Genomic DNA, 25,317 nt, shown 5'->3' on the forward strand with positions numbered 1-25,317 from the left:
GGGAATACTGCTGACTCGCCAGCACTTAACATTACTTAGCGGCTAATTGCTTTAATACTTCGGCTGCAAGGGCTTTATCTGAAAAAGGGTTTTGCCCAGTAATCAGCTCGCGGTCTACCACCACATTCGAGGTCCAATCTGCGGCATACCGCATATTGCCACCAGCCTGCTGCATGGCCTGACCTGGATAATACTGCAGCTTTTTACCGTCAAGTGAACCTTCAAATACCGCTTCTTCACTGTTCGAGAAAATGGTCATTTTGTAGCCGGCATAAATCCAGTCACTGGCTTTAGGGTTAGTTTGCTCAATTAAACCTTGCTGAAAAGCCATTGGGTTTTGTTGGGGTGACAATAACGCTATCGGCCCATGACAAATGGCCGCAGTAGGCTTAGCGTTAGCATTAAAATGCGTGAGTATTTTGCCGACTTCAGGATTGTTAGCTAAATCAATTAAAGGCGCATGACCACCTGGAATAAACACCGCTTTGTACTGCGCTAAACCACCGTCTAAAATTTCACGCAACGACAAGGTATCGTCGATGCCAGGGATCGCAGCAATAACCTCTTTGATACGCTGCATTTCAGCAGCACTGCCACCAAAATAGTCAGTGGTGACTGATTTTTGATCGACCACCGGTGCATTACCTTTTGGCGTAGCTAGCACCAACTCATAGCCGGCTTGAATAAAAGCATCAGCCGGTACGCCAAACTCATTTAAGTAATAACCGGTGCTAATGGTTTTACCCTCTTGCAGCTGCATTTCGCTTTCGCTTGATAACAACACCAAGATCTGACCTTTACTGTCTGATGCCATAACGCCTTGGCTAAATACGCTAACGAGTGCTACGGCAATTAAGCTTTGCTTGAACATAGTGACTCCTTTGGTTTAACAGGCCGACGTGACCGCGGCTGTGTTTTTAGTGAGTAAAGCTTAAAGGGTTTTACTTGTGGTTAGAACTCAGCTCTTTTACTATCAGCCATCATATTTCTGATGGCTAATAGCATATGTCGTATTTTGTGCAGTTACGCACCTTTGTTGAAGTGTATCGCTGCGGCACCATTACCAAGGCCGCCGCCAATTTAGGCTTATCACAACCGGCAGCCACTGCGCATATTCAAAGTATCGAATCTTGGGTGGGCTTTGCGTTGTTTGAGCGTAAAGCTCGCGGTGTCGAACCCACGGTAGCGGCCCATGATTTAGCACTGCAAGTGGCACGACACTTTGATGCCGTCGAGCAAAAGCTAGCGTCAGTGCGTAATCGTAATAGTGCCGTTTATGGCACCTTGAATATTGCCGGGCCGGCTGAATATATTAGCTATATTGCTGGTGCACAGTTTGCTAATTTACTGCAAGCGGGTGAAGTGAATTTAGTGGTACATGTGGGTAATAAAGATCGTATTTATCAGTTATTAGCTGAAGGTACCGCGGAATTGGCGATCACCGCTTCTACTCCCGATCCTGCCTTGTATGATTATCAAATTATTGATAGCGAGCGTTTAATTTTAGTGACCAACCGCTTTAATGGCCAACAATTAGCCCAGCAAACCTTAAGTAGCGAACAGCTAAGACTGTATCCCGTGGTCAGTTACGACGAGACACTGCCATTGATCCGGCCGTATTTTAAAACCGTGTTTAATGACAGCTGTTTGTCACCGATCGCCGCTATTTGCCCCGATATTCGTGCCATAGCTGGCATTATAAAAGCCGGTATTGGTTATAGCGTTTTACCCGATTATTTGTGTAAAGAGGCGATAACAGCAGGGGAGTTGATGCAGCTAGGACCAGAGGGGCCTGAGAATTTTATCTATTTAGTTTGGCGCAAGGGCGCACTAAAACATCCGCGGATCAGTTACGCCAAAGATATCTTGATGGCGTTCGCTAACATTAATAAATATGCCCACCAAAAAGCCAGCAGTTAACCTAACCGCCGACAATCTGACGATTGCCGGCTTGCTGTTATAACCGTTAAATTGGCGAGCCTGGCGGCGCTTGTAAGGTTTTAACCTTATTGAGATCCGCTGCCGCATTACTCACTTGTCCCGCCATTTTCAATAATAACAAATGGTGCGCATCATTACCCAAAGCGAACTTTTCGCTGAGCCCTTGCAGATGAAACAATAACTCTGCGCGCAACTCGGGGGCTAATTCTGCTGACTTAGCCAGCGCTAGTAACTGCTGCAAGTAACTGATTTGCATGCGTCGACTGAGCAAAGGTTGGGTTGCAACCGGCTGCTGAATTTGTTGCCAGGTAGCCGCTAAAACAGCACTGACACTGGGCACCTTGTTATCAAACTGATGTTGCCACTGCAGCCTTGCTAAACGCTGCTCATCCAATAAAATGGCGAAGCTTTGATTGGCGGCCGCTTCGGCTAAAGATAGGGGATCAAAAATCAACCCCGTATAACCTTGTGGGCTCTCGCGACTACTGCGATAACCATAGGCTTTAGGGGGAATTAATGCCTGGATCTGCGCACTTAACGCCAATTGTGCTGGCTCTAAGGTTTTCAATAATGCCGCTAACGCGCGTTGCTGTTCAGCACCCGACAACGGTTGATAATCTGGCGCCACATTCGCCGTTTTAACCTGATAGCTATATTGATAACCGCCGAGCCATTTCCCGACGGCTTCAGTTTGGTAGCGATGCGAAAAATACAGCGGTACTAGAATTTCCGCTAAATCAGAATAGGGGCGCTCAAACGCTAGGGTCGCGGGGCTAAAATTTGCCAAACCTTGCTGGCGTACCGCTAAAATACGCTCTAACTCGGTAACCGCATCGGCGCCACCGTCCCATAAACTCGAAAATGCATGTGCTTTGCTAATGCCATTACTGTCGGCATCAGACATAAACACAAAACCGGCATTATTAGACTCTGCAATAAAGGCTAAGCGAGCTGCGTCATCCGCAAAATCACCATAACCGTATTGCACAACCCGTTTATCCCAAGCCCCAATACCCGTGGCATAAGCATCGTTTAAACTGATGCTTTGCTCAGGCGTTAAAGTAAATTTCGGATGCGGGTAATCCATCACCGAGGCACGGTCTTGATTACTGGCAGCAAAGTTATGCGCAATACCTAGCGTGTGACCAATTTCGTGTGCCGATAATTGCCGAATACGCGCTAACGCCATCTCGGTGAGTTCAGACGCCATGATGTCGGGCTCCGTAAAAGGTGACGTCATACCTTGCGCCAACAAATAATCTTGCCGTACCCGCAGCGAACCTAAAGTGACATGCCCTTTAATAATCTCGCCGGTACGTGGATCAATCACACTGCTACCATAAGACCAACCACGCGTCGCCCGATGCACCCATTGGATCATGTTATAACGCACATCCATGGCATCAGCGCCTTCAGGCATCATTTTTACCACAAACGCATCTTTATATCCGGCCGCGGTAAAGGCATCATTCCACCAACGCGCACCATCTAATAGCGCCGAACGAATCGGCTCTGGTGTACCTGCATCCAGATAATACACAATCGGCTCCACAGCTTCGCTAAGCGCAGCCGTGGGATCTTTTTTCGCTAAACGGTGGCGTGGGATCACACGCTGGGTAATAGGTTGATCAATAGGGGCAGCGTAATCTTCATAGTCAAAAGACCAAAAGCCGCTTTGTGGATGAAAGGTACGAGGGACAAAACCAGGTTCAGGCAGCGCAACAAAACTGTGATGTACGCGCACACTAATTTGGTAAGGATCAGGCGCCACTTGGCGCACAAAATTACCCGGATTATCGCTGGTAAAGGTTAAGGTGGCTTCAAGCTCAGTATTTCTTTCAAAGCTTTTCGTCCTTGGCCAATACAACGCCGAATGGCTCGGCGTTAACGTAAAATCGCCTTGCCCGCGCGCTTTCAAAATACGTGCTACGCCATGGCTATCACTGACCACAAAATCAGTCGCATCAATCAATACGCTTGTAGCATCACGCGCCACTACGCTAAAACTGCCAATAATGGCACTGGCAAAAGCCTCATCGACTGAACGTTGCTCTAAAGGATTGTTCGATTCGGCACGAAATTGCGTATTGTGCTGGCGTAATAACATTTTGTCGCCAGCATCTTCAAAACTGACCAAGCGTGCGCCTAACTCCATCAATTGCCCGCGATCTAAACCGATATCATTTGAACCTAATCCCTGTGGCAAGCTGGAATAATAAAGATATTGCTGATCACTCGCCGGCACCTGCAAATAAACCTTACCCGCCTCATTATCACGATAAAGCGTAAACAAACCCGGTTCAGCATCAAGCCGCTGACTATAATCGGCTAAACTCTGCTGCTCAGTGGCTGGCTGACAACCACTGAGCAATAATAAAAAGACCAGCCCACAAGCTGCAAAAAACTTTTCCATCAACGCCATCCTTTCAATCATTCAAGCCTCTACCATAAAGGTTTTTACGCCGTCTTGTATATGATTAAAAAGGAAAATCAGAAACATAATTGATGATATGACTGACTGAAGTTATGCAATTTTCGCCCTATTCTACGCACCAAGGAGCACCGTTTTATAACGCTCCCTGCTGGTATAACAGCATTTATCAACTACACTCCAATGCAAAAAAACAATAAGATGGTGTAAATGACCATCAGTAACTTACCGGTACACAATATGCGCATCGTCTTGATCTGCTTTTTACTGTTAGCTTGGCCTTGCTTTTCGGCTCAGAAAACACTGAAAGTGGCCATCAATATTGGCCCACCATGGGCCTTTCAGCCTGCAGGGCAAGAAGTCACCGGCATTGATGTTGAGATCTTACGGCAAGTATTCCAGCAAATGGGCTACGCCACAGAATTTCACTTATTAGGCTACAGCAGGCTGATTAAAGACTTTAATGAAGGTAAATTTGATGTGGCCAGCCCAGCTGCTTTTGAATCTCAGCATGGTTTTTTGACAAAACCTTATTTACCTTATCAAGATGTCGCCATATCACGGAAAACTGAGCAGCACAACATTAACGCCATTAATGATTTAAAAGGAAAAAGAATCGTTACTTACCAGTTTGCTCATGCGGTGCTGGCGGATCAATTAAGTCATGTTATTCAAGACATCAATTATTTAGAGGTCGCTGATCGGGAATTACAATTAAGATTACTGGTAAATAACCGCACAGATGTAGTGATTGGCGAGCGCCGTTTATTAACACACATCTTCAAGCAATATTACCCGCAAGAGCAATTCTCGATCCATCCTATCTTTGCAGCAAAATCGTATGGTGCGATTATTAAAGACAAACAGTTACAGCTGCAATTTGATCTAGAACTTGCCAAATTGATGGCGTCGGACAAGTATCAACAACTGCTGAAACAATGGCCTTAAAACAATCATCGCGACATAACACTTTATGCGATGCTAACCCCAAGGCTGCTTAACTAAAACAAACTTGATCACGACCATTTGTTTTAGCTTGATACATCATGTCGTCAGCACGTTGTAATAAACTTTGCGGCGTATCCGTGATTTGGCAGTCAGTGACACCAATGCTAACAGTACAATTAGGCAAAGCCTGTTTTGTCGATTGCTGATTAAGTGCCAACCGGATCCGTTCAGCCAGTTCAACCGCAGGTTCAATGGCCGTGTCGGGCAGAATAATCAAAAACTCCTCACCACCAATTCGGCCAATAAAATCTATTTTTCTGATCTGCTGTTTAAAGCATTCAGCCGCGAATTTCAGTGTTTGATCACCCGTTTGATGGCCATGCTCATCATTTATAGCTTTAAAATGATCAAGATCGAGCATCATGACACATAGCGATGACTTTTGCCGCCGACAACGTAATAACTCAACATCAAGGATACGCATGATTTCTCGACGATTCGCTAACTCGGTTAGCTCATCCGTGGTAGCCAGCTTTTCTAATTGTGCGGTACGCTTAGCTACCTCTGACTCTAAATGCTGATTGGCCTGTGCTAATTTTTTTTCGGCAAGGGTTAAAGCAATAATTTTTTCTTCGAGATTGCGCTTACTCGGCATCGCTATCGCATAAGGCAATAAATGCCACAGCATAATGGCCGTTGCAATTGAGATCATGCCCGTTAATGTTTTCATAATGCCGTGAATATAGTAGTAACCATGCCAAACATTAACGACGCCCAAAAAATGAGTCGCACCGCAAAAAAATATAAAACAAGAAAACATCAACACGATCCAACTAAAATTTAAGTCATCACGCATTTTAACCAACCGAAGCAATGCCAAAGGGATCAGCATATAGGCTACAAAGGTCATCACATCGCCGCCGACATGCAAAATCAATAAATCTGTACGCCATAGCAAACAATGACCGTGCGGCATAAAGCTACCGTTAAACAAGTCGTTGATAAATGTCATGTTGAACTCCAGAGCCTCACTACGTTATTCAGTTTAGCTAACAATCAATGTTTGTGGGGGAGTAACCTTAACCAAAATCAATTTCTGTGTTTAGCTACTGCGGTTTTAGCGCTATACGCAGTAAATAATGGGTGGCAGTAATGTATAACCAGCGGTTATCGGCACTTAATGCCACATTGGCAGAGGCGACACCGGTTTGAATAGTACCTAAATGTGCGCCATCAGGTGAAATCACCCAAACACCCCCCGGCCCCGTGGCCAAGAGCACACCTGATGGTAATACTTTCAAACCATCGGGTAAGCCGCGCTGTTGCTGTGCCTGTGCGGTGGCATCCAGGAATAGCTCACCTTCAGCCACACTGCCATCGACTTGTAACGGATAACGCCACCACTGTGCGGCGGCGCGATCAGAGTTGGCTACGTACAACCATTTACCATCTGCGGAAAACGCTAAGCCATTCGGCCGAGTTAATTGCGTAACCAATAACGTCACTGTGCCATCGGGTGCCAACCGATAAACACCATTTACAGGTTGCTGTTTGTCTGGCGAAGCGTCACCACCGGCTAAACCGTATGGCGGGTCAGTAAAATAGTAGGCTCCGCTTCTGTGTTGTACGACATCATTCGGGCTGCTAAATAACTTATCGTTGTAACGCATCGCCAGTGTTTGATATTGCGGCACGCCCTCTTGCATCCCAGTAAAGAGCGCTATACGGCGATCACCATGCTGCGCGATAACAAGCTGCTTATCAGCATTAAAAATCAGACCATTAGCCCCCTGCTGCCGGTTATTCTCTGGATGCAACCCGGTATAACCCGATGGCTGCAAAAACAATGTTAAGCCGGCGTGTTCATTCCAACGGTACACTTTATTTTCAGGCACATCAGAAAACACAATATCGCCACTACCCGGCTCGGCAATCGGCCCTTCTGACCAGCTAAAGCCTTCGGCCAATATTTCTAAAGTGGCATCTTCAGCAATAATCTCAGCCAATTGTGGTTGTAGCATCAACACAGGCCTTTGGGGCAGTGGTGTCGTTTGTGCCAAAACCGCCGGCGTTAACAAGGCTAAAAGTAGCATTCGAAGCAGCATGGTTGATCCTCAAGGTTAAGCAGCTTGGTTAAGGCTAGCAGCAGTTTCACTAAACCCCTAGCTAAGAAATAACTTTAAACGACATTTTACCCTGCGACTTAATCATCCGGTTTTAATACTACAGCAGCACGTTACGAAACCGCTGTCATAAGCACCGCCAACAAAAAATGTTTAACTATAAGCTTGAAAAAACCAGCCGTGACCATATTTATTTTGCAGGGTGGCCGGATACGGCACCTTGAATGAAACCGACAGCCGCTGTGCTGTTAACCCTAACGCCCGTTCAATTGAAGGGCAAAAAAACTACCTGTTTGCTGAAGAGGAATTGGTTATGACAAACATCGACTTAGCACCATTTTACCGTTCATTTATTGGCTTTGATCACTTAGCGAATTTAATGGATGCCGCAGCGCGCAATGAAAAGCAGCCTGCCTACCCACCTTACAATATTGAAATTACCGGCGAAGATCAGTACCGCATCACGATGGCAGTAGCAGGCTTCGACGAGCAAGAAATGAGTATTGAAACCGAACATAATACGTTACTGGTTAAAGGGCAAAAAGCCGGTAAAGAAGAGGGCCGTCGCTTTGTGCATCAAGGCATCGCCGAGCGTAACTTTGAGCGTAAATTTCAATTATCCGATTACATTAAGGTAACCGGCGCCCACATGGCACATGGCCTGCTGCATATCGAGCTAGTACGCGAAGTACCCGAAGCGTTAAAGCCGCGTAAAATCAGTATCGGCAATAGCAGTAGCCAACTGCAAAATGAGCTATTGAAAGCCCAAAACGTGGCTTAAGCTAACTTAATAATAGAAAAAGCCCTGATTTATCGGGGCTTTTTGCTTTCTGTAAAAAAGATTTAAAGCGAAGCGCTTAAAACAAAAAACCGCCGATAAAGGCGGTTTCTTTAAATTTGGTGCCTAGGGTCGGACTCGAACCGACACGTTGTTTCCAACGGCGGATTTTGAATCAGTTAATCGCTCTTTGGCGTTTACATTTTCGACTTTTTTTCGCCCTAGCGGCTAGGGCGATTAATTTGTCATTTTGGGCCGTAAATGCGCAAAACAGCGTTTTTGGCTACACATAAAATACACATGGTTGTTATTTGAACAGTAAAGTCCGCTTCAATTTTCACTTCGTTCGAAGTCACAAAATAAATACGCGAACCATAACCTCGCCATCTTTCGACTTCCTAATACCCTCTAAATCAGACTTCACACCAGAAGCGTTCGTTATCAGGCATTCAGGATCATAAATCACGCACCAGAGCGATTTACACTCTGGATGTTTCCGGTAGTGTTCAATATCGATTATTAGTTCATCGCCAACTTTTTTTGCATGGACTCTATCGCGAACTAGCTTGGTCTCGATAACCAAAGAATGTGCAGGAAGTAGAAAATCCATTCTTGTACTGGAACCAGCATAACTTGGAGTGAACTCTTCTGGACGAATATCACTTATCCAAGGTCTTAACAGCGCATGAAGAAGATCTTGTACATCGTATTCACTAGTGAACGAAAGTGATTGGGCCCCTTTTCTACGATGCGTTAGCGGGTGCATAGACCGTCGCAGACCTCGCAAGACTATTTCGAGTAACTCCTCAACCCTTGCTGGTTTAGATGGGGCTGACGTGTAATCTTGACCCCCTGCAGTGGTTGCTGTCTGAGGATTTTCGCCTTGGGGTAGTACACGACCAAATCGATAATATCGAAGTCCATTCTCTTCTAAAACACTTTCTACTCGTGCTTTTCGCTCTTTCCAAGTATCAAACTCTGAACTTCCTTGCTGTGGAGGGAGATCCATGAACTCTTCGAGAACACCTCCCAATACGGCCAAACTATCAGTACTGGGATCAGTTCCTGCCCGAAACAGCCATTCTTTCCATTTGGTGTGGTGTGCGAGGGGAGGAGGATCACCCGGAGCTCCAGAAGATATGAATAACGCTTCCAGTGCGTTGTGTGAACCTGACAAAACTTCACCTACAACTGCGCACAATGATTTGGACAAACGCATAGTTAATTATTTCCTATGGTTTCTGGCTGGTGAAAAGTAAAGTAGGTGACATAGACATCACTCATTTTCTGACATTGAATTAGGTTATTGAACGTGCATTTAATCTTTACCAGCATCATTAACAAATTCTGAAAACTTTACATGACCTGTCAGTCTTGCGATATCGTCCTCAAGGACTTTCCCATTATTCAACAAGTGCTTAAAGGCTCTAATTTTATTACGATAGCCTTTGGTTAACTTAACAGTATCTTCTTTGACCAACAAACCATGTACTTTGAGCCTTTGCCCCTTGGATTTTTCAGCATAAAAGCGCTTTTGGTCGTTGAGTACTAGCCCTTGTTCATGAAACAAAGTATTCAATTCCTGCTCGAACTCCGGATTTTTCGCTCCTTTTCCCGAGAAAGTAATGTCATCAGCATAACGAGTAACGTTTAAATTGTAACGGTCAGCAATTTCAATAAGCTTGCTATCAGCTTCTTGCATAACCAGATTGGACAATACAGGGCTTGTGGGAGAACCTTGCGCCAGAGCACCATTTAAGCAACAAAGATCGGCAATAAGGCTCGCACCATGCTCACTATATCCTTTAGTAATTAGCGACGTAGCGACACGTTCGTGAGTTATCGACGGGAAGAAGTTTTCGATATCAACAGAATATACCCAATCAGCATCGATATGGGCCTTAGCCGCATCAACAAAAGATTTGCCTTTAATAAATCCAAAGACATGTGGCGGGAACAGTGAAGCATTAGCTAAATGGAATCCCAGCCATTTTTGAATGACCTTTAAGGCAACTCTTGGCGCGTTGATTTTTCGGGTCTTGCTACCATTACGAATATCAAAAGTTCGATAAAATTTGTGGGGGTGTTTGGATAACGCGAAAATGAAATCCATAGAATAACCGAACAAAACTGCCAAACAATACTCTGAGACTACTGGAGGCAATCCTTCACTATGCAATTTAGAAATTATATCGGAATATTCGGTCTTTTGTTTTTCTGGAAGTGCTTCAATATATTTTTCAATAGAATCGAAGGAAACTAGGAGCGGCGCGGCATTCATGACACAATTCTCATAAATTTGTTTCGACGATGGACAAGCGTCCATTCGGGCGAATGCACTAATGGACGCTTGTCCATCGGTGATTCTGTGTCTAGCCTTCGCAAACGGGCATGATGCATACCCTCGCGATAATTCATCGCCGCTCCCGTTGTGTATATCACCACTTTCTTTTCCCTAATTCAAGTGCTCTTAGTATATCTGTATTGTTTTTACTTCGAATCGCTGGAATCAGACCTAGCCCGTTTCCCGTAAGTGCATAATTTCCAGAAATTTTATCTCGGATAATCAGCTGCTTTTTTATCATTTTGTCCAGTTGGCGATTTAGCCACTTTCCATTAACATCTCTGTAGTCGGTGATAAAGTATCCAATAAGACGCTCAATGTTGACTGGTTGAAGACGTTTTAATGCTATTAAAACATTAATTGGCGTTGGAAGAGGGGCATTTTCGTCAACCCACTGGCAAGATAAGAAATTAACTCCCGATTCAATCAAAATTGATTGCAAGTATGATTCAATTTGAAAAGTATTGTCGTCTGTTAGTTGGTTAAGTTTAATCCAAGCGTTAACTTTCTCAGATGATAAAAATGAAAAATTAGCTTCTTCGAGAATGTCACTAAACTTTGCTTTAAGTAATAACTCAGCTGCTTGGGCTATTTTTTCAAATTTAGGAGAGAATGTAACTAGAACAGCAATTGGTACTCCGTATTTCTCTGCTAGCTTGCAAGACAAATTATCTAGTTGTCGCCTAGAAACATACCCTGTTTTAGCAATTTCGCTAACGTGCTCAACAGGAATATAAAGCACAATCGTTCCGTCAGAAGCTCTTACACTAAGTTCTGAAATGAAATAGTCTCTTTTTAGCTCTTCTAGCTCAGCGATATCTTTTAGTTCATGCAAGGCCGATGTCCCTCCAAATTCTTAACAGCCTTCCACATAATTGACGTGCTTTTGAAGGCCACACTTTCGCAGTAGTCAATTTGTAATCTTTTAGTTTGATTACGCTTCCATCGCGTTCGGTTTTTATTTCAGGTTCATAGTCTGCAAGAACCCTAGCATCGTTCGCATGTTGAAGAAGCTCAGCTAGCTCATTCCCAACAACGTTAAGGTCAGTCAATAGTCGACTATATGTTCCCTTGTCCATCAATCCTTCTCTTACTAACTTATCCAACCTAGGTTTGGCTTTTTTTTTCAAACCTTCTTGGAGGATGATTGGGATCTCAGCATGCTTTACGAATTTTGGACTGATCTGCATGCTTTTAATGGTCTCACGCGTAATCAGAAATGACGCATAGTAGTAACGATTGAATGCGCTCCGGCCTAACAAATCTGAATTCGTTTCGTCACCTTGACCAAGAGCCAACCGCTCCAGCTCATCACCAACATACTGCATCAATAATGCTCTTCAATATAAGCATAAGCCTTGGCAAACAACTCTTTGTCTTTGCCTAGGCCAAACTGTGCCAGTGTTAATAACAGCGCTTTTTGGATTTCGCGTGGGCCGCTGTTGGAGTTTTGCCAGCCGTCGAAGCGGGTGGCTTTAACTATTTTGTCGATTTGTTCAACGACATCACCAATAAGCTTGGGTGTGGTCTCTGGGCGGGTTTCTAAGAAGAGTTTGGTCAGGGCTTGTCTATTATCAGCCTGAGTAACCACTTTATCCCCACTTTCCCGCTCGGCCTGCACAGTGTCTTTCGCTGCGTCTAACAGGCCTTTCAGCCAGTCTATGGCTTTGATAACACCAGCTTCGTAGTCTTGCCGTAGCTTCTCTAAACGCTCACCTAGGGCCACAAACTTAGGGTCATCATGGCCACGCAAACGGCCCATCAGGTCAATTTCAATCTTGCGGGCGCGTTGCTCTTGTTCTTTGTCGGTCAGTGTGAAAATCGCATGCTCATCCATGATGAGTTCGTCGATATCATCACGAATACGATTAATGTCGGTGTGTTGATGAATTAGCTGAATGGTTTCGGCACCCAATGCGGCCCAAACTAAAGCACCCGTTTGGCCAACAGGCTTCACCGATTCGTAGATCTGGGCCAGCCATTTGTAATCTTTGCGATATGTGTGTAGGAACGGGTCCGGATTAATTGCGGACCAAAGCTTTGCCAGCACGCCAAAAGCAGCGGCAAATTCATCGCGTTTCGCATTGGTTGGCAAACATTCTTGGGCTGCCATGATGCCTTCGAACCCTTCTAGGCTGCGATCGACATTCGGGAAGAATGCTAAACACTTTTCCAGTTGAATGGGCAGTAATGCTTTGAAGGCTTCTATCCCTTCAATCACCCCTTCGATTTCGTCCGGGTTGTAAGCTAAGGCTGTGCGCAGGTTTTCGAATACGCCAAGGTAATCAATGATCAAGCCCATGTCTTTGCGGGTTTCGTCTGTTTGATATAAGCGGTTAGTGCGGCACATCGCCTGCAATAACGTATGGTCGCGAAGTGGCTTATCCAGATACATGCAATAACAAATCGGGGCATCGAAACCCGTCAATAGCTTTGCCGTTACAATCAACAATTGCAGAGGTTGTTTAGGATCTTTGTATGTTTCAATCAGATCTTTTTGTTTCTGCTCGTCGCTATCAACTACTTGCCAGCGCTCGAAATCCGCGTCTTTGACTGGAAGTTCAAGGTCATCATGCCATTTGCGCCAGTCTTTGTTGATCTTGCCTTTTTTATCACCGTCTTCAGCGCGGATAGGCGCTTGGTCGATATTCATCACCACTTCAACGGCATCAAAACCTAGTTGTTCACCCAGCAAGTAATACATCTGCACACAGGCATCACGGTCATAGACAACCACCATGCCTTTCATCTTTTTTGGCTTTACGTGGCTAGTAAAATGGTTGGCAATATCTTCGCTCACGGCAGCCATGCGCTTTGGCGCTTTTAGCATAATGGCCAGTTTGCCTGCCCGCTTAGATAGCTCGGCTTTTTCCTCATCATCTAAGTTGTTGGCTTTAACAAGCTCGTTAAACTCTTCGTCAATCGCAGCGCGGTCTACTCGCAACTCCGCCAGCCTGGGTTCGAACTTGACAGGGTTTGTTGCGCCGTCGCGAATAGATTGCTTATAGCTGTAGCGGTTCATGTAACGACCTGGGTCGTCTTCAGCGCCAAACAACTTAAAAGTATTGCGGTCTATGCCTGAAATAGGTGTACCAGTTAAGCCATAGAAATGTGCATTTGGCAGCGCCCAACGCATTTTGTCACCGAGGCCACCTTCTTGGGTGCGATGGGCTTCATCGACCAGCACAATAATGTTGCTGCGGTTATTTAAGCCGTCTTTATTGGTGTCATCGATTTCGACATCTTTGAATTTGAAGATCGTGGTTATCAGAATGCCACGGCTATCTTGCTCTATATACTGACCAAGCTTTTTGCAGCTTTGCACTTTAATCAGGTTCTTCACATCAGCGCCACCGAAAGTTTCACTGATTTGACTATCCAAGTCGCGCCTATCAACCACGACTAACACAGTTGGGTTCTTCAGCTCATTATCAGCACGCAGCATCTTGGCCGCGTAAAGCATCAACAACGATTTACCGGAGCCTTGGAAGTGCCAAATCAGGCCTTTTTTGGGGTAACCACGACGCACCCGTTCAACGATTTGTTTAGCCGCTTCAAACTGCGGGTAACGAGGCAAAATTTTGATGCGCTTCGGTGGGGTGTTTTTGCCGGTTTTCACGGTTGAGAAAAGGGCAAAGGATTCAAGCAGCTGTAACAAGGTAACCGGATTCAGCAGGCCTTCTGCACTATTTAGCACCGACTGTAACCCCGGTAATATCTCCTCGCGAAGTTCTGTATTGTGCCAAGGGCCCCAATCTTTCGGGCCTGCATTGATTGCGCCATACGCAAAGGTTTTGCCTTCACTGGCAAAGCACAAAAGATTAGGCACAAAAAACGGCGCAACATTCTGCCAATAATGCTTTTTACCGCCGATAAAATCGGCTGCGCCGTCTTGCCAGCTTACGCTTGGGCGAGTGGCAGTTTTCACTTCGCCAACGACCAAAGGAATGCCGTTTACGTACAGCACAATATCAAAATACACTTCGGTTGCAGCGATGTAGTGGACCTGCTGCGACACCACAAAGTGGTTATTTTCGAGGTTATCAAAATCAATCAGATTGATGGTGATATGGTCGCCATTCTCGCCAAAAGGCAAACTTTTTTCAGCCAGCAACCATTCTTGAAAGTTCTCGTTAGCCTTTACCAGGCCAGTGAATTTAGCTTCAAAAACAACCCCGCGTAGCTTGTGAATAACTTCGTCCGCTAGGTCCGGTTGTTTAGCAATATCAGGGTTTAACGAACAAAGCGCTTCTTTTAGCCACTCTTCAACAAAGATATCCTGCGTTTGTTTTGGCAGGTTTTCACCATGGCAGTAAGTCCAATTTACCCCGCTTAAACCTTTTAAGCAGTCAATAATTCCATTTTCCGTGACGGTGTGTTCGTTGAACATCTTATGCCCCATTAATTATGCATGTTGCCAGCCGAGTTGACTTTGACTTTGCGTCATTTAGAAGCGTCACTTGATTTTGAAATTGACTCCAAATATCGATGATTTCTGTTTGTTTACTTACACTTAGTAGGGGTACGGGTAGCTTCTTTTGAGCTGTTATTCCTATATACGCTCGAGTGGATTGCGCGGAAAGCGACTTCAATACCCTTTGAAAGCTTCGACTACGGAAATAAACCTCTAAAAATTTCGCAAGTAACCTGCCATCTGGATTAACTCGGTAGTATGTAACCTGAGGGGTGAGCATTATATAATCAGACACAGCTGGTGTGACCGCTACAAGTCCAACAGTTCCTTTATGACTAAGCAATATATCTCCAGGATAAGAAAAACCGATACGTAGCTTATCTGCTCTATTTTTCACCAATTTTTTACAGCCAGCCATATCAACCTTTCCAAAACTTAGGTCGCTGGCCATTACAAATGGAATTCCACTGGAAACATATTCCGACGCTTTTGGGTGGTCATTTCCATGGTTTCCATCTTGAATTTCGATTATATCCCCAGAGTCAATTAGGTCACCGACGGTTGTACATTCTTTTCCAAGCTTGGAAAGTTCACTTCCTATAATACTCTCGCACAATTCGGATGATGATAATGACGCACCTTCGTAACATTCAATGCATTGATTTATTTTTTCAAGTAAGCGTAGGGTTCTCTTTTGCGATTCAATTGGCGGGAACTCAAACTCCTGTGATTCTAACGTTTTCCATTTTATGGTCGGAGAAAGCGAGCCTTCTGAAATAGCAATTGCCCTGTTCATAAAAGCATCTGACTGCATAAAATATGGCAGAAATTCGGGAAGAATTTTGTTACCAGTCGGTCGCATTACCATTCCATGCGCAGAAAAAATTCCGTCAAATGGGGCGAGTGCTACTCTTTTTAAATATGCGTTACGTTTGGCAAACAAAATATCGCCCTTCTTTATGGCAAGCTTTTGTCCTTTTAAAACAACATCACCACCCCATCTTTTGACCTGCAAGCTCCCGCTATCCAGATGTTCCAAGCCGATATAGCGCTTCTCGTCTCCCGGTACTGGATTTACTCTCTCTGAGATATGCTCTGCTACTGCTCCAAACTTCAATAGCTGTGAACCTTCGTTGTACTGCTTATTCATTAATGCCCCCGCTTTGTTGGCAATTCTTATCACCAAAAGTATCAGCTAGGTGATTTAGGAGGTTATTGGTTTGTTTTTTCAGTTGAACACGACATACTTTCCAAGATTCGATTTCATGAACAACATCATAAGATTCATCTTCGACCGTTGCTTGCACATACAGCGGAATCGACAAGTTATAAAGGTTCTGTTTAATGGTTTCGATTTCAACCAAAGCTGAAATTTCATTTTGCTTCTCTGGTTTAAAATAAGCCTCGCATAAAACGACTAAATCCTCATCCGATAAGCGGCTGTGAGCGCGTTCGCGGGTAACGTGTTTCGATCCATTAATAAACAACACTTTACTTTTTCGCTCAATGGGCTTATTGCAATTAAGTACCACCACGCAAGATTCCATCGGCGAGTTATAAAAGAGGTTTTTGCCTAGCCCAATTACCGCTTCGATAATGTCCGACTCAATAACCTGCTTGCGGATAGCCTGTTCAGAATCGCGGAATAATACGCCGTGCGGCCACAGCATTGCAGCGCGCCCAGTATCAGGCTTTAAGCTTTTAATGATGTGGGTGTAAAACGCATAGTCAGCACAGCCTTGTGGCGGCACGCCAAATAAGTTGCGGCCATAAGGGTCGGCTGCAAACTTGTCGCGGTTCCACTTTTTAATCGAATACGGCGGGTTAGCAAAAATCACATCAAACTGCTTCAGTTGGTCGTGCTCGATGAACTTTGGCTCCGCCAAAGTATCGCCGCGCATAACTTCAAACTCTTCGATATCATGCAAAAACATGTTCATGCGAGCGATAGCCGATGTCAGTAAATTTACTTCTTGACCATAAAGCTTCACAGAACGCCATTCTTGCCCATCTGAACGCAAATCCATCACAGCGTTTAGCAACATACCACCGGTGCCACAAGTCGGGTCATACGCAGTTTCACCGGGCTTTAGCTGCATAATCCGGGTCATTAAATGCACCACAGTGCGGTTGGTATAAAACTCGGCAGCTGTGTGGCCAGAATCATCAGCAAACTTTTTAATCAGATATTCGTAAGCTTCGCCAAGGTCGTCTTGTTTGACCGATTTAATACCCAGCGGGATTTTACTGAAATGCTCAATTAAATCCGCCAGCAGATGATCCGGTAGCCGTTCCTTATTGGTCCACTGTGCATCACCAAATACACCATGCAAACGCGGATTGTTAGCTTCAATTAGGCGCAGCGCCGTTTGAATGGCTTCACCGATATTCTTACTGGTATGACGCACCTTTTCCCAACGCGCTTCTGCGGGGATGTCAAAGCGGTGATACATCGGCATCGCCGCATATTCGGCATCGCCATCATGGGTTTCTAACGCTTCGTTATACTCTTCTAAGTACACGTCAGATAAGCGCTTATAAAACAGCAACGGGAAAATGTACTGCTTGTAATCGGACGCATCAATCTGGCCACGCAGGAATTCGGCCGCGCCCCAGAGTAAGTCTTCTAAATGCTTTTTGTTCATAGTTCAAACCCTTCCTGCAGTAGCAAGGCTTCCAGTTCGTTTTCAGCTTGTTCTAAAGCCGCTAGTTTTAGTTGGAAGTCCTTGAGTGCTTCTTCAACAGTGATGGTTTCCTCTGCCAATGGCTTTTGCACGTAACGTGCGATATTGAGGTTAAAGTCGTTTTCCTCAATTTCCGCTAGAGATACCCAGCGTGCAACACCTTCAATTTCCTGCGCATTCGGACCATCTGCGCGCTGTTTCTGATAAATGCGATAAATGTCATCAGACTGGTCGTTTGATAAGGTGTTTTGCGCGCGGCCTTTGGTGTAGATCTCTTCGGCATTGATGACCAGTACGTGGTCGTTATGCGAAGAAGGACGTTTTTGCCTCAGCACTAAGATGCACGCAGGAATCCCTGTGCCGTAGAACAAGTTACTCGCCAAACCGATGATGGCTTCGATTTTGTTTTGTTTAAGCAGTGCTGTTCTGATTTGCCCTTCTGCACCACCACGAAACAGCACGCCGTGTGGGAGCACAACCGCCATCCGACCATTTTTGTTGAGTGAGGCCAGCATATGTTGGACCCAAGCAAAATCACCGTTGGTTTGTGGTGCCAAACCAAACTGCTTGCGGCCATATGGGTCGTTTTTCCATTGCTCATGGCCCCATTCCGACAAACTGAACGGCGGGTTCGCAATGACACAATCAAAGGTTTCTAGCTGGTCATTCACAACAAATTTCGGGTCGCGCAAGGTATCGCCGCGCAGGATTTGAAAGTCTTCCTGGCCATGCAAAAATAAGTTCATTCGGGCGATGGCTTCGGTTGTCAGGTTCTTTTCCTGGCCTTTGATTTTTAGGAGACGCGGATCGCCACCGTTTTCTTTCACGTGATGGATGGTCTCCAGCAACATACCACCCGTACCACAGGCCGGGTCGTAGACACTTTCACCGGCAACCGGGTCCAGCACGTTGACCATTAAGCGCACGATTGTACGTGGTGTATAGAACTCACCGGCTTTTTTGTTGGCTTTATCTGCAAACCGTTTGATCAGGTATTCATAGGCTCGGCCCATGTCATCATCACGAACGCTGGCAACGCCTAAATTCACCTTGTTGAAGTGGTTAAGTAAGGTTGATAACAGTTCATCAGATAAACGTTCTTTGTTGGTCCAGCTAGCGTCACCAAAAATGCCGTAAAGGTGTTGGTTAGCAACTTCGATAGCGCGAAATGCATCTTTCAGGGCCTGACCAATATCTTTGGTTTTGGCAAACACCCGGCTCCAATGCGCTTCGGCGGGGATTTTAATCCGGTGGAACATGTCACCACGGGCGAGTTCTTCATCACCAACTTGCGACATTGCATCTGCAAACTCTTCGTCGTAAACATCGCAAATGCGCTTAAAGAATAGCACTGGGAAGATGTAGGTTTTATAGTCGGATGCATCAATGGGGCCGGTAATAATATGCGCGGCATGCCATAGATGGGCTTCTAAGTCTTTGAGGTTGATTAACGTCATTTCATACTCTGCAGTGTCTGCAATTGCGCCCCAAACAAGGCGTTATAAATTAATTCGATGCGATCGTACCGCACAAAGGCTTTTTTGCGAACTTCCCTGATGTCTGGTCGCTCAGCTTTCACGCCATCTTTGTTGCCTTTGGTATGTTTGGCGATTTTAAACTGCGAAATATCGGGCAATTTCTCGCCTGGCTGACCGCCGAAGAACAAAAATGGCCCCAGCTGCATCGTGGTTTCATCGAAGAAAATCCATAACACGCAACCAGACGGCTTGGTCGCTAGTGCGATATGAACCTTCTGATATGCGGCTTTGGCGTCTAGTTTGGCGGTTTTCAGTTGGATATGACGGATAACACCATTTTCTTCGGCGATTAGGTCGTAACCTTGGTTATCAACCTCAGGCTTTGATATTTCGAGCGAGCACGCACCACTGGCCCAGGACAGCTTGAGCAGCTCACCGATGAACAGATGTTCAATCAGCTTTTCGCGGTATGATGATTTCAGGTAGTGCTGTTCCATGCGCCTAATTACTCCGTAATGCGAAACTACGCGGATCTTGCTGCGGCAAGGTGGGCTTGTTAAGCCTGTCTGGACCTTGCCGTTTATACAGCGGCGGATGTAAGGTCAGCTGGAGTCAGCAATAGATGCTGATGAATGCAGTGACGGATAAAATATTAGTCCGATGCTGTTTGTTGTTATTTTCAATACACAAAGTATTTAACCGCACATTATTGTGGGTTGCAACTTATATGATTGGTTTGGCTGGGTGGTATGTCGCTTTTGAATACAGGTGTTTAGCGGAAATAAAAAATCCCGGCGGACCGGGATTTTGATTACAAAGATTAAGTGTCGTTCAAATCACTTACCGATGGTTCGGCGAATATTAGGCTTTGGTGTTTCAATTTCTTCTGCAGGCTGGAAGTGTGGCAGCTTGCTCAAACGCACTTGGCGACGGTGGCGTTCGATTTTTTCAACATCAATACCAAGTTTGTTAAGCACTTCAGAGTAGCGTGTCAGCAGCTTACCGGCGGCAATGCTGCTTTGCGGCCAACCTTTTTGCACGACTTCAGGTGCGAATTCGAGCTCTTTTAAAAGCTCTGTCGCGTTACCCTGCCAAGCTTCTTGTTTGCGGCTGATTAGACGATGTACTGCACGGATAAACGGTGAATCATCCGCTACGTCGGCCACCATTTCTTGTTGACTGGATGCGTACAGTTCCAACATCTGCTTTGAAGTTAAACCAAAATATGGTGCACATGCACAAGCAAACTTGGCGAAGTCTGCCATGCGAGGCAGTTCCTCCTCTGCGACTGAATCAATGTTCTTAAGACCAAGTGCAACCATATCTAAGATCGCACTAAAAATAAGTGGTCGATCAACTTTTGCTTGCACTATCAGATCTTTCATAGTTTTGCGTTTGTTTGCTGGGATCCGTTCCAGTAGATATGTGATGGAACGATCCATTAGGTCATCAGTTCGGATTGGTTGGTCTATGCTGGTGACAATAATTGGAGACAATATCTCCAAAGTAATTTCACCGGTATCAGTAAATAATTGGCGTGTTCTTATGCCCGCTCCAGTCAAAAGCCGACACAATATATTTGCAGCAACTTTTGAGAACGGTTCAACGTTGTCAAATGCCAAAGCTACTGAACGCCTTACTGAAATTGCAATGTCCTTTTCATTCCCCGTAAAGCTGAGCAATGGGTTATTTCCTGGGTCAATCAGTGACAGAATAAAACGTGCAGCTTCGCTCTTGCCGGAGCCGGCTTGACCGACAAAACAGGCCATCGCATAAGGTCCCATTCTGACCATCATTTGCCCAATGTGGACCATTAACAAAGGGTACAAATGTTCGTTAGCGAGATGAACGTATTTATTGATCAACTTCCAGTTTCCTTCACCTGGCAAGTAATCAGGTTGTGGATCCATGCTTTCGTCGAAGCTAAACTCCACCGGGGCTTCAGCTTGAGTCATTGATGTAACTTGACCATCTTTTAAGTGTAAGACGGTGCAGGCGTCGTCGCACTTGTCGATAAAGAGTTCATTCGTTTGGGTTTCAAAGCTGTAACGCCGATTCAGAAAGTACTTTTCACCACTAAACATTGCCTTCGTGGTGAAGTGTTCAACCACTTCTTTAACATTATTGGCACTGATACTTTTACCAGTAAACTGGAAAAAAGCGTCACGGACATGAGATTTAAATTCTGGACTGTTTACCGGAACGTTGATCCTGGCAGGCGCTATGGCCATAGTTGCAATACTTTGCTTATTTTGGTCAACAGAAAATGCAAAGTGGCGATCGATCAACTCGATTGCAACGTCTACGTTAGATTGTTTTGCATCTTTTTTACTGCTCATCTTACTTACCTCTCAAATTGGCTAAAGAAGCGCCTACAAAATGCTTTAACCCAGTAACGTTGGTTGGACAAAGAGTCTGTCCGGGAAAGACTAACTGGGTATCGAGGCGCAGTGGGAAATCTGACAGCCAATGCTTTGCAGCATTGACCATCAGGGTTTGGGCTTGGTGGATGTGAACTTCGTGATCTTCGATACTGGACTCAAACATGATGGCATCATGTAAGGGGGCCAATACTCGTAATCCGGCGTTGTCACAGTCCATAACTGCCTTACGCAAAATGTCGGCTCCGACAGCTTGGATAGGCCAGTTCTTTAGGGTTGTTGGTTTTGTTGAATGATCCACAAACACGCGCCAACCGGAAGCAGTTCTTAATTCATGCTCCTCGCGTGCTTGTTTAATAATTGCCTCTTGCCATAACCACAGTTGCGGGTAGTTCTGCCGGTGGCCTGCCAACAGTTCTGCTGCATCAACATGTGTGCAGCCTAACAACTGAGCTAAGGTGCTTACACCCATGCCATAGAGCACAGCGATAAACACGGTTTTACATAAATCACGCTCTGCAGCATGGCTTTGTTTTGTCGCATCATCGGGCACTAAGCCGATTTGTTTGGCAAAGGTCAGGTAAATATCGCCATGGAGATAAGCACGCTGTAATGCCTGTTCTCCAGACAAAACAGCTGCAATCCCAACTTCTTGGGCAACGTAATCCAGAACAAAGAGTACAGAGCCTTTTTCTGGAGTAACCAGACTTCGAAATGGCTTAGCAAGGCCCATCACAAAACTGTTACTGCTGGGTGCATGACGGCCGGTGATCGTGGCTAAAGGCTTTAATTCCGCTATTAAACGGTTATCAGAGTTAAGCTGAAGCTTCTGACTGCGCAACTGCGAATCAAGCTTATACAGCGTATAAATATCTTTAAGTATTGGAAATGACTTGGCCATATCGCCAAGCTTTTTTAAATCCGGCAGGCCAGCCGGAGTAGATGGATAATCAATACCCGCAGCATCGACAAACCGGGCAAATGCACGAAGATCAAATCGCCCGTTGATGTAAACCAATTGCTCAGGGTCATGGTGTTCAACAAGATTTTGCCAGAGCGCGGCGCTATCGGTATGAAGGTGTTGCAGTAATTCCACATCGCATGGAATACCGCGTTGTTCAATACGGCGGATAACTTTGGCATAGTGCGCACGTTCGGTGGCAGCATTTAATTCGGAAGACTTTAAAACGGCCTTAGCAATCTCTGCAAAAACTTTGGCAATTTCCGTTGCAATATTAATCAGTAATACTGGGCTACCAAATCGGCTACAAGCCAATTTTGCCAGACCAGACTTCCTGCTAAATGCAATTGAAGATAGGCTTACTTGGTTGCAAGCTCGCGATAAGTCAAAGAAAAAGTCATCAAAGCAATCAGTTTGTTTACATTGTTTTTTAATTTCACGCGAAGCGTCATGGCCATTGGCCATGACGAACGCTTCTATTTTCAGATCAATTTTTTTGCCTTCGGTGCAAGCCTTGAAAATAGTGAATGCACCAAAGGTTAATTCGAATTTAATATGTTTAAAGTCATCTGACGCAGCCGTTGCGCGCTGGACATTTTCAATAATATCAGTCAAATAAATTTGTTGGCCCTGCCATTTGGCTGTGCCAAGCTCATTACCAGAGCTCCATGATGACGATTGTGGAGTTCCGGAACTCATCTTAGTTGCCGTGCCCTTTCAACGCTTCTTTTGCTACAGGATGGTCAAGAGAGTCGATAACCCTTGCTTCAATCTTGGTATTAACTTGCTCTAACCAATTTTCAGGAACGATGAACTGCTCGTCGGTGTAATCTTCAACAACCGTGAATTCGTAACCGACGTCACGGATAGTCTTGATAATGACTGGTTGGTGTTCACCAACCGCTATTATTTCAAGCGCCTTGTAGTGCCAGTTACAATCTGATGCTGTATATGCGAACACACCTAATTGATTTTTCTGAGAAATATACGGTGCGAGGTAATATTTTTTAACGTTTGGTAGTTTTTTAACCAAAAAGTCATCAACAATAAATAAGCTATTGTGTGACTTAGAAAACAGCATGAACAACCAAGCGCCATTGAAACGAATAAACTTCACTGGGCCGTTTGGCTTGCCTATTGGTAAAGTCGTTTCGACCGCTTTTTCTTCTTTTAACTCAACTAAACGTGCCATATTGAACTCCTTCTGAGTCGTTGGCTTTTTAAATACCCGGACCAAATGGTTTCCCGGACCTTGTTTTGGCGTTCTGTTTACTGCACATTCCTGTTTGGTCCGTTTGTCCGGTTGTTTTACGAAACAAACGCAAGAACGCACACCGCCCCCGCAGCATTACGCTGCAAGACTTTCCAGACCCAATGCTGCCGCAGCCAAGTTAACGGCTTCGTCTAACTCATCGGATCGAATACTTAAATAACGCATGGTCACCGCAACAGAACCATGCCCCAACGCCTGACTGACCAGGTAAACGTTACCGCCAGATGCACGCAATAGCTGATTGGCAAAGGTGCGACGCAGGTCGTGAATAGTGCAGACCAAGTCGAATCCCATTGCATTCAGTGCCGCAATGGCGCGCTCATGGGGGCCCCGTGGTGATGCAATGTGACCAGTCGAACTCGTGTCAGACGGGAACAAAAAGTGACTGTTTTTCTTTCTGGCATTGTCCAGAAGTTCCTGCAGGATCTGTTTCAGCAGCTGTGGAACAGCTACAGTCTGCGGTTTGCCAGACTTCGTCATTGGCAAATGGATGTAACGAAGGCAAGGGCTGACCATATCAACATTCATCGCAATGACGTTTCCGCAACGGATACCGGTGGACACCATGATGATCAATGCGTAAGCAGCCAACCAATTGCTATCTTTTAATAAGTGTTGGATGTAATACTTGATAGCCTCTACTGGGAGGGTATTCGTGCGGATGTTGTGTTCTGGTCGGCGTTTAATCTCTGAACAAACGTTCGGAATGTCATAACCGAGCATTTTCATGAATGAGTATAAGGAACTAATGCCGCTTAAAAAGCGGTTCACACTCGCCTCTGCAACACCTGTTTTTCGGTAGGCAGATACCTCGCGCTCTAGATCATGCTTGCCGATCTCAGAGAACACCTTTGCCAGAATGTCTTCAGACAGCCCTTTCAGCCGATTGAGATTTTTTTGTAGGTATTTGATCTGATTGGTTGTGCCGTTTTGACTCAACCACTCCTCTTGTTTGGCGATGACTTGTTTCAGAATCAATTTGTTATGATCGGTCGGTACTCCATTTTTTTTATCTTCGAACCACTTCATACCCGCAAAACGCGCTTCAGTTAAAGCCATATACGAGGAATGGCCTAAAGTACATACATGCCTTTCGCCTTTAAATTGCTTGCGGACGACAAAAGCATGACCTTGAGATTGTGGCTCCAGGAACAGAAATGGCACAACCAAATCGCGCATAGCTTTGGCTTTGCTTAACTTAGTTTTATAAACACCATTCATCTTTTCACTCACTATCCAACTTCGCTTCTAAAACAAATTTTCTGGACTTAGATTAGCACCGATAAGCTTCAAATCAAGGAATTTAGAATAGTAGAATTTATCGTAAGTTACTGTAATAAATGAATTTTAGTGGGTGATGAGTTTACAATTGAATGTAGTTTTGATGGTATCAAACCCCCAAAAAAGTGCCTGTGAAAAAATTATTCGAACTAGCGGCTAGGAGGAAAAAATTTTCTTGCTTATAAAATTGCACTCAAAAACCAATAGCAACATTTGATGCAAAAAGGTAAATTGCAATCCATTTTAAAAACTAAAATAACCATTTTTAATCGTTATTTTT

The 25,317-nt window shown here is 45.0% G+C and carries 20 protein-coding genes and 1 tRNA gene; 3 read left to right on the forward strand and 18 right to left on the reverse strand.

What is annotated here, in order from left to right; translation table 11 throughout:
- Positions 1 to 31: 31 nt before the first annotated feature.
- Positions 32 to 871 carry a type 1 glutamine amidotransferase domain-containing protein gene (locus tag ORJ01_RS09085; protein WP_306177747.1) on the reverse strand — a complete coding sequence of 280 codons (840 nt, stop codon included), beginning with the start codon at positions 869 to 871 and terminating at the stop codon, positions 32 to 34.
- Between the two features lie 134 nt (positions 872 to 1,005).
- On the opposite strand from ORJ01_RS09085, the gene ORJ01_RS09090 reads away from it, so the two are divergent.
- Positions 1,006 to 1,920, forward strand: coding sequence for a LysR family transcriptional regulator (locus ORJ01_RS09090; protein WP_306177748.1), 915 nt, complete (start codon positions 1,006 to 1,008; stop codon positions 1,918 to 1,920).
- 46 nt (positions 1,921 to 1,966) lie between these two features.
- On the opposite strand, the gene ORJ01_RS09095 is transcribed toward ORJ01_RS09090, so the two are convergent.
- Positions 1,967 to 4,354, reverse strand: a complete 2,388-nt coding sequence (locus ORJ01_RS09095; protein WP_306177749.1) for a zinc-dependent metalloprotease — start codon at positions 4,352 to 4,354, stop codon at positions 1,967 to 1,969.
- A 228-nt stretch (positions 4,355 to 4,582) separates the two neighbouring features.
- Between ORJ01_RS09095 and ORJ01_RS09100 the strand changes: the two genes are divergently transcribed.
- Complete coding sequence (locus ORJ01_RS09100; protein ID WP_306177750.1) at positions 4,583 to 5,320, forward strand: ABC transporter substrate-binding protein; 738 nt, start codon at positions 4,583 to 4,585, stop codon at positions 5,318 to 5,320.
- Positions 5,321 to 5,369: 49 nt separating this feature from the next.
- Here the strand turns inward: ORJ01_RS09100 and ORJ01_RS09105 are convergent, their stop codons facing one another.
- The gene (locus ORJ01_RS09105) at positions 5,370 to 6,332 is read right to left on the reverse strand and encodes a GGDEF domain-containing protein (RefSeq protein ID WP_306177751.1); all 963 of its coding nucleotides are present in this window, start codon (positions 6,330 to 6,332) and stop codon (positions 5,370 to 5,372) included.
- Positions 6,333 to 6,426: 94 nt separating this feature from the next.
- Positions 6,427 to 7,425, reverse strand: a complete 999-nt coding sequence (locus ORJ01_RS09110) for an SMP-30/gluconolactonase/LRE family protein (protein ID WP_306177752.1) — start codon at positions 7,423 to 7,425, stop codon at positions 6,427 to 6,429.
- Between the two features lie 331 nt (positions 7,426 to 7,756).
- Between ORJ01_RS09110 and ORJ01_RS09115 the strand changes: the two genes are divergently transcribed.
- Positions 7,757 to 8,224, forward strand: a complete 468-nt coding sequence (locus ORJ01_RS09115) for an Hsp20 family protein (protein ID WP_306177957.1) — start codon at positions 7,757 to 7,759, stop codon at positions 8,222 to 8,224.
- Between the two features lie 117 nt (positions 8,225 to 8,341).
- Here ORJ01_RS09115 and ORJ01_RS09120 read toward each other — a convergent pair.
- The 14 genes from ORJ01_RS09120 to ORJ01_RS09185 all read right to left on the reverse strand — a co-directional run bounded on the left by ORJ01_RS09120 (position 8,342) and on the right by ORJ01_RS09185 (position 24,989).
- A tRNA-Leu gene (locus ORJ01_RS09120) sits at positions 8,342 to 8,450 on the reverse strand.
- Between the two features lie 123 nt (positions 8,451 to 8,573).
- Complete coding sequence (locus ORJ01_RS09125) at positions 8,574 to 9,440, reverse strand: hypothetical protein (protein WP_306177753.1); 867 nt, start codon at positions 9,438 to 9,440, stop codon at positions 8,574 to 8,576.
- Between the two features lie 99 nt (positions 9,441 to 9,539).
- Positions 9,540 to 10,502, reverse strand: a complete 963-nt coding sequence (locus ORJ01_RS09130; protein ID WP_306177754.1) for a reverse transcriptase family protein — start codon at positions 10,500 to 10,502, stop codon at positions 9,540 to 9,542.
- 157 nt (positions 10,503 to 10,659) lie between these two features.
- A complete protein-coding gene (locus ORJ01_RS09135; protein ID WP_306177755.1) occupies positions 10,660 to 11,400 on the reverse strand; it encodes a hypothetical protein in 741 nt (246 codons plus the stop codon).
- The gene (locus tag ORJ01_RS09140; protein ID WP_306177756.1) at positions 11,393 to 11,893 is read right to left on the reverse strand and encodes a hypothetical protein; all 501 of its coding nucleotides are present in this window, start codon (positions 11,891 to 11,893) and stop codon (positions 11,393 to 11,395) included. Before ORJ01_RS09140 ends, ORJ01_RS09135 begins: the two co-directional genes overlap by 8 nt.
- The gene (locus ORJ01_RS09145) at positions 11,893 to 14,955 is read right to left on the reverse strand and encodes a type I restriction endonuclease subunit R (RefSeq protein WP_306177757.1); all 3,063 of its coding nucleotides are present in this window, start codon (positions 14,953 to 14,955) and stop codon (positions 11,893 to 11,895) included. Before ORJ01_RS09145 ends, ORJ01_RS09140 begins: the two co-directional genes overlap by 1 nt.
- 1 nt (position 14,956) lies before the next feature.
- On the reverse strand, positions 14,957 to 16,129 hold the full coding sequence (locus ORJ01_RS09150) for a restriction endonuclease subunit S (protein WP_306177758.1): 1,173 nt from the start codon (positions 16,127 to 16,129) through the stop codon (positions 14,957 to 14,959).
- Positions 16,122 to 17,624: a class I SAM-dependent DNA methyltransferase gene (locus ORJ01_RS09155; RefSeq protein ID WP_306177759.1), complete on the reverse strand. Its 1,503-nt coding sequence runs from the start codon at positions 17,622 to 17,624 to the stop codon at positions 16,122 to 16,124. The genes ORJ01_RS09150 and ORJ01_RS09155 overlap by 8 nt, the downstream gene beginning before the upstream one ends.
- Positions 17,621 to 19,120: a class I SAM-dependent DNA methyltransferase gene (locus tag ORJ01_RS09160; protein ID WP_306177760.1), complete on the reverse strand. Its 1,500-nt coding sequence runs from the start codon at positions 19,118 to 19,120 to the stop codon at positions 17,621 to 17,623. Before ORJ01_RS09160 ends, ORJ01_RS09155 begins: the two co-directional genes overlap by 4 nt.
- The gene (locus ORJ01_RS09165; protein WP_306177761.1) at positions 19,117 to 19,638 is read right to left on the reverse strand and encodes a group I intron-associated PD-(D/E)XK endonuclease; all 522 of its coding nucleotides are present in this window, start codon (positions 19,636 to 19,638) and stop codon (positions 19,117 to 19,119) included. The genes ORJ01_RS09160 and ORJ01_RS09165 overlap by 4 nt, the downstream gene beginning before the upstream one ends.
- Positions 19,639 to 19,977: 339 nt before the next feature.
- On the reverse strand, positions 19,978 to 21,480 hold the full coding sequence (locus ORJ01_RS09170; RefSeq protein WP_306177762.1) for a hypothetical protein: 1,503 nt from the start codon (positions 21,478 to 21,480) through the stop codon (positions 19,978 to 19,980).
- A gap of 1 nt (position 21,481) precedes the next feature.
- Positions 21,482 to 23,182: a DNA polymerase gene (locus tag ORJ01_RS09175; RefSeq protein ID WP_306177763.1), complete on the reverse strand. Its 1,701-nt coding sequence runs from the start codon at positions 23,180 to 23,182 to the stop codon at positions 21,482 to 21,484.
- Position 23,183: 1 nt separating this feature from the next.
- Complete coding sequence (locus tag ORJ01_RS09180; RefSeq protein ID WP_306177764.1) at positions 23,184 to 23,675, reverse strand: hypothetical protein; 492 nt, start codon at positions 23,673 to 23,675, stop codon at positions 23,184 to 23,186.
- A 156-nt stretch (positions 23,676 to 23,831) separates the two neighbouring features.
- A complete protein-coding gene (locus ORJ01_RS09185; protein ID WP_306177765.1) occupies positions 23,832 to 24,989 on the reverse strand; it encodes a tyrosine-type recombinase/integrase in 1,158 nt (385 codons plus the stop codon).
- Positions 24,990 to 25,317 lie beyond the last annotated feature (328 nt).

The sequence above is a fragment of the Alishewanella sp. SMS8 genome (assembly GCF_030737935.1).
Taxonomy (GTDB): Bacteria; Pseudomonadota; Gammaproteobacteria; order Enterobacterales; family Alteromonadaceae; genus Alishewanella; species Alishewanella maricola.

Excerpts from the sequence above, each read along its gene's own strand:
- ORJ01_RS09115 (WP_306177957.1), top strand. The coding sequence starts at position 7,757 with ATGACAAACATCGACTTAGCACCATTTTACCGTTCATTTATTGGCTTT.
- ORJ01_RS09095 (WP_306177749.1), bottom strand. The coding sequence starts at position 4,354 with ATGGAAAAGTTTTTTGCAGCTTGTGGGCTGGTCTTTTTATTATTGCTC.
- ORJ01_RS09145 (WP_306177757.1), bottom strand. The coding sequence starts at position 14,955 with ATGTTCAACGAACACACCGTCACGGAAAATGGAATTATTGACTGCTTA.
- ORJ01_RS09110 (WP_306177752.1), bottom strand. The coding sequence starts at position 7,425 with ATGCTGCTTCGAATGCTACTTTTAGCCTTGTTAACGCCGGCGGTTTTG.
- ORJ01_RS09175 (WP_306177763.1), bottom strand. The coding sequence starts at position 23,182 with ATGAGTTCCGGAACTCCACAATCGTCATCATGGAGCTCTGGTAATGAG.
- ORJ01_RS09105 (WP_306177751.1), bottom strand. The coding sequence starts at position 6,332 with ATGACATTTATCAACGACTTGTTTAACGGTAGCTTTATGCCGCACGGT.
- ORJ01_RS09090 (WP_306177748.1), top strand. The coding sequence starts at position 1,006 with ATGTCGTATTTTGTGCAGTTACGCACCTTTGTTGAAGTGTATCGCTGC.
- ORJ01_RS09170 (WP_306177762.1), bottom strand. The coding sequence starts at position 21,480 with ATGAGCAGTAAAAAAGATGCAAAACAATCTAACGTAGACGTTGCAATC.
- ORJ01_RS09155 (WP_306177759.1), bottom strand. The coding sequence starts at position 17,624 with ATGAACAAAAAGCATTTAGAAGACTTACTCTGGGGCGCGGCCGAATTC.
- ORJ01_RS09165 (WP_306177761.1), bottom strand. The coding sequence starts at position 19,638 with ATGGAACAGCACTACCTGAAATCATCATACCGCGAAAAGCTGATTGAA.
- ORJ01_RS09125 (WP_306177753.1), bottom strand. The coding sequence starts at position 9,440 with ATGCGTTTGTCCAAATCATTGTGCGCAGTTGTAGGTGAAGTTTTGTCA.
- ORJ01_RS09160 (WP_306177760.1), bottom strand. The coding sequence starts at position 19,120 with ATGACGTTAATCAACCTCAAAGACTTAGAAGCCCATCTATGGCATGCC.
- ORJ01_RS09130 (WP_306177754.1), bottom strand. The coding sequence starts at position 10,502 with ATGAATGCCGCGCCGCTCCTAGTTTCCTTCGATTCTATTGAAAAATAT.
- ORJ01_RS09150 (WP_306177758.1), bottom strand. The coding sequence starts at position 16,129 with ATGAATAAGCAGTACAACGAAGGTTCACAGCTATTGAAGTTTGGAGCA.
- ORJ01_RS09100 (WP_306177750.1), top strand. The coding sequence starts at position 4,583 with ATGACCATCAGTAACTTACCGGTACACAATATGCGCATCGTCTTGATC.
- ORJ01_RS09140 (WP_306177756.1), bottom strand. The coding sequence starts at position 11,893 with ATGCAGTATGTTGGTGATGAGCTGGAGCGGTTGGCTCTTGGTCAAGGT.
- ORJ01_RS09085 (WP_306177747.1), bottom strand. The coding sequence starts at position 871 with ATGTTCAAGCAAAGCTTAATTGCCGTAGCACTCGTTAGCGTATTTAGC.
- ORJ01_RS09180 (WP_306177764.1), bottom strand. The coding sequence starts at position 23,675 with ATGGCACGTTTAGTTGAGTTAAAAGAAGAAAAAGCGGTCGAAACGACT.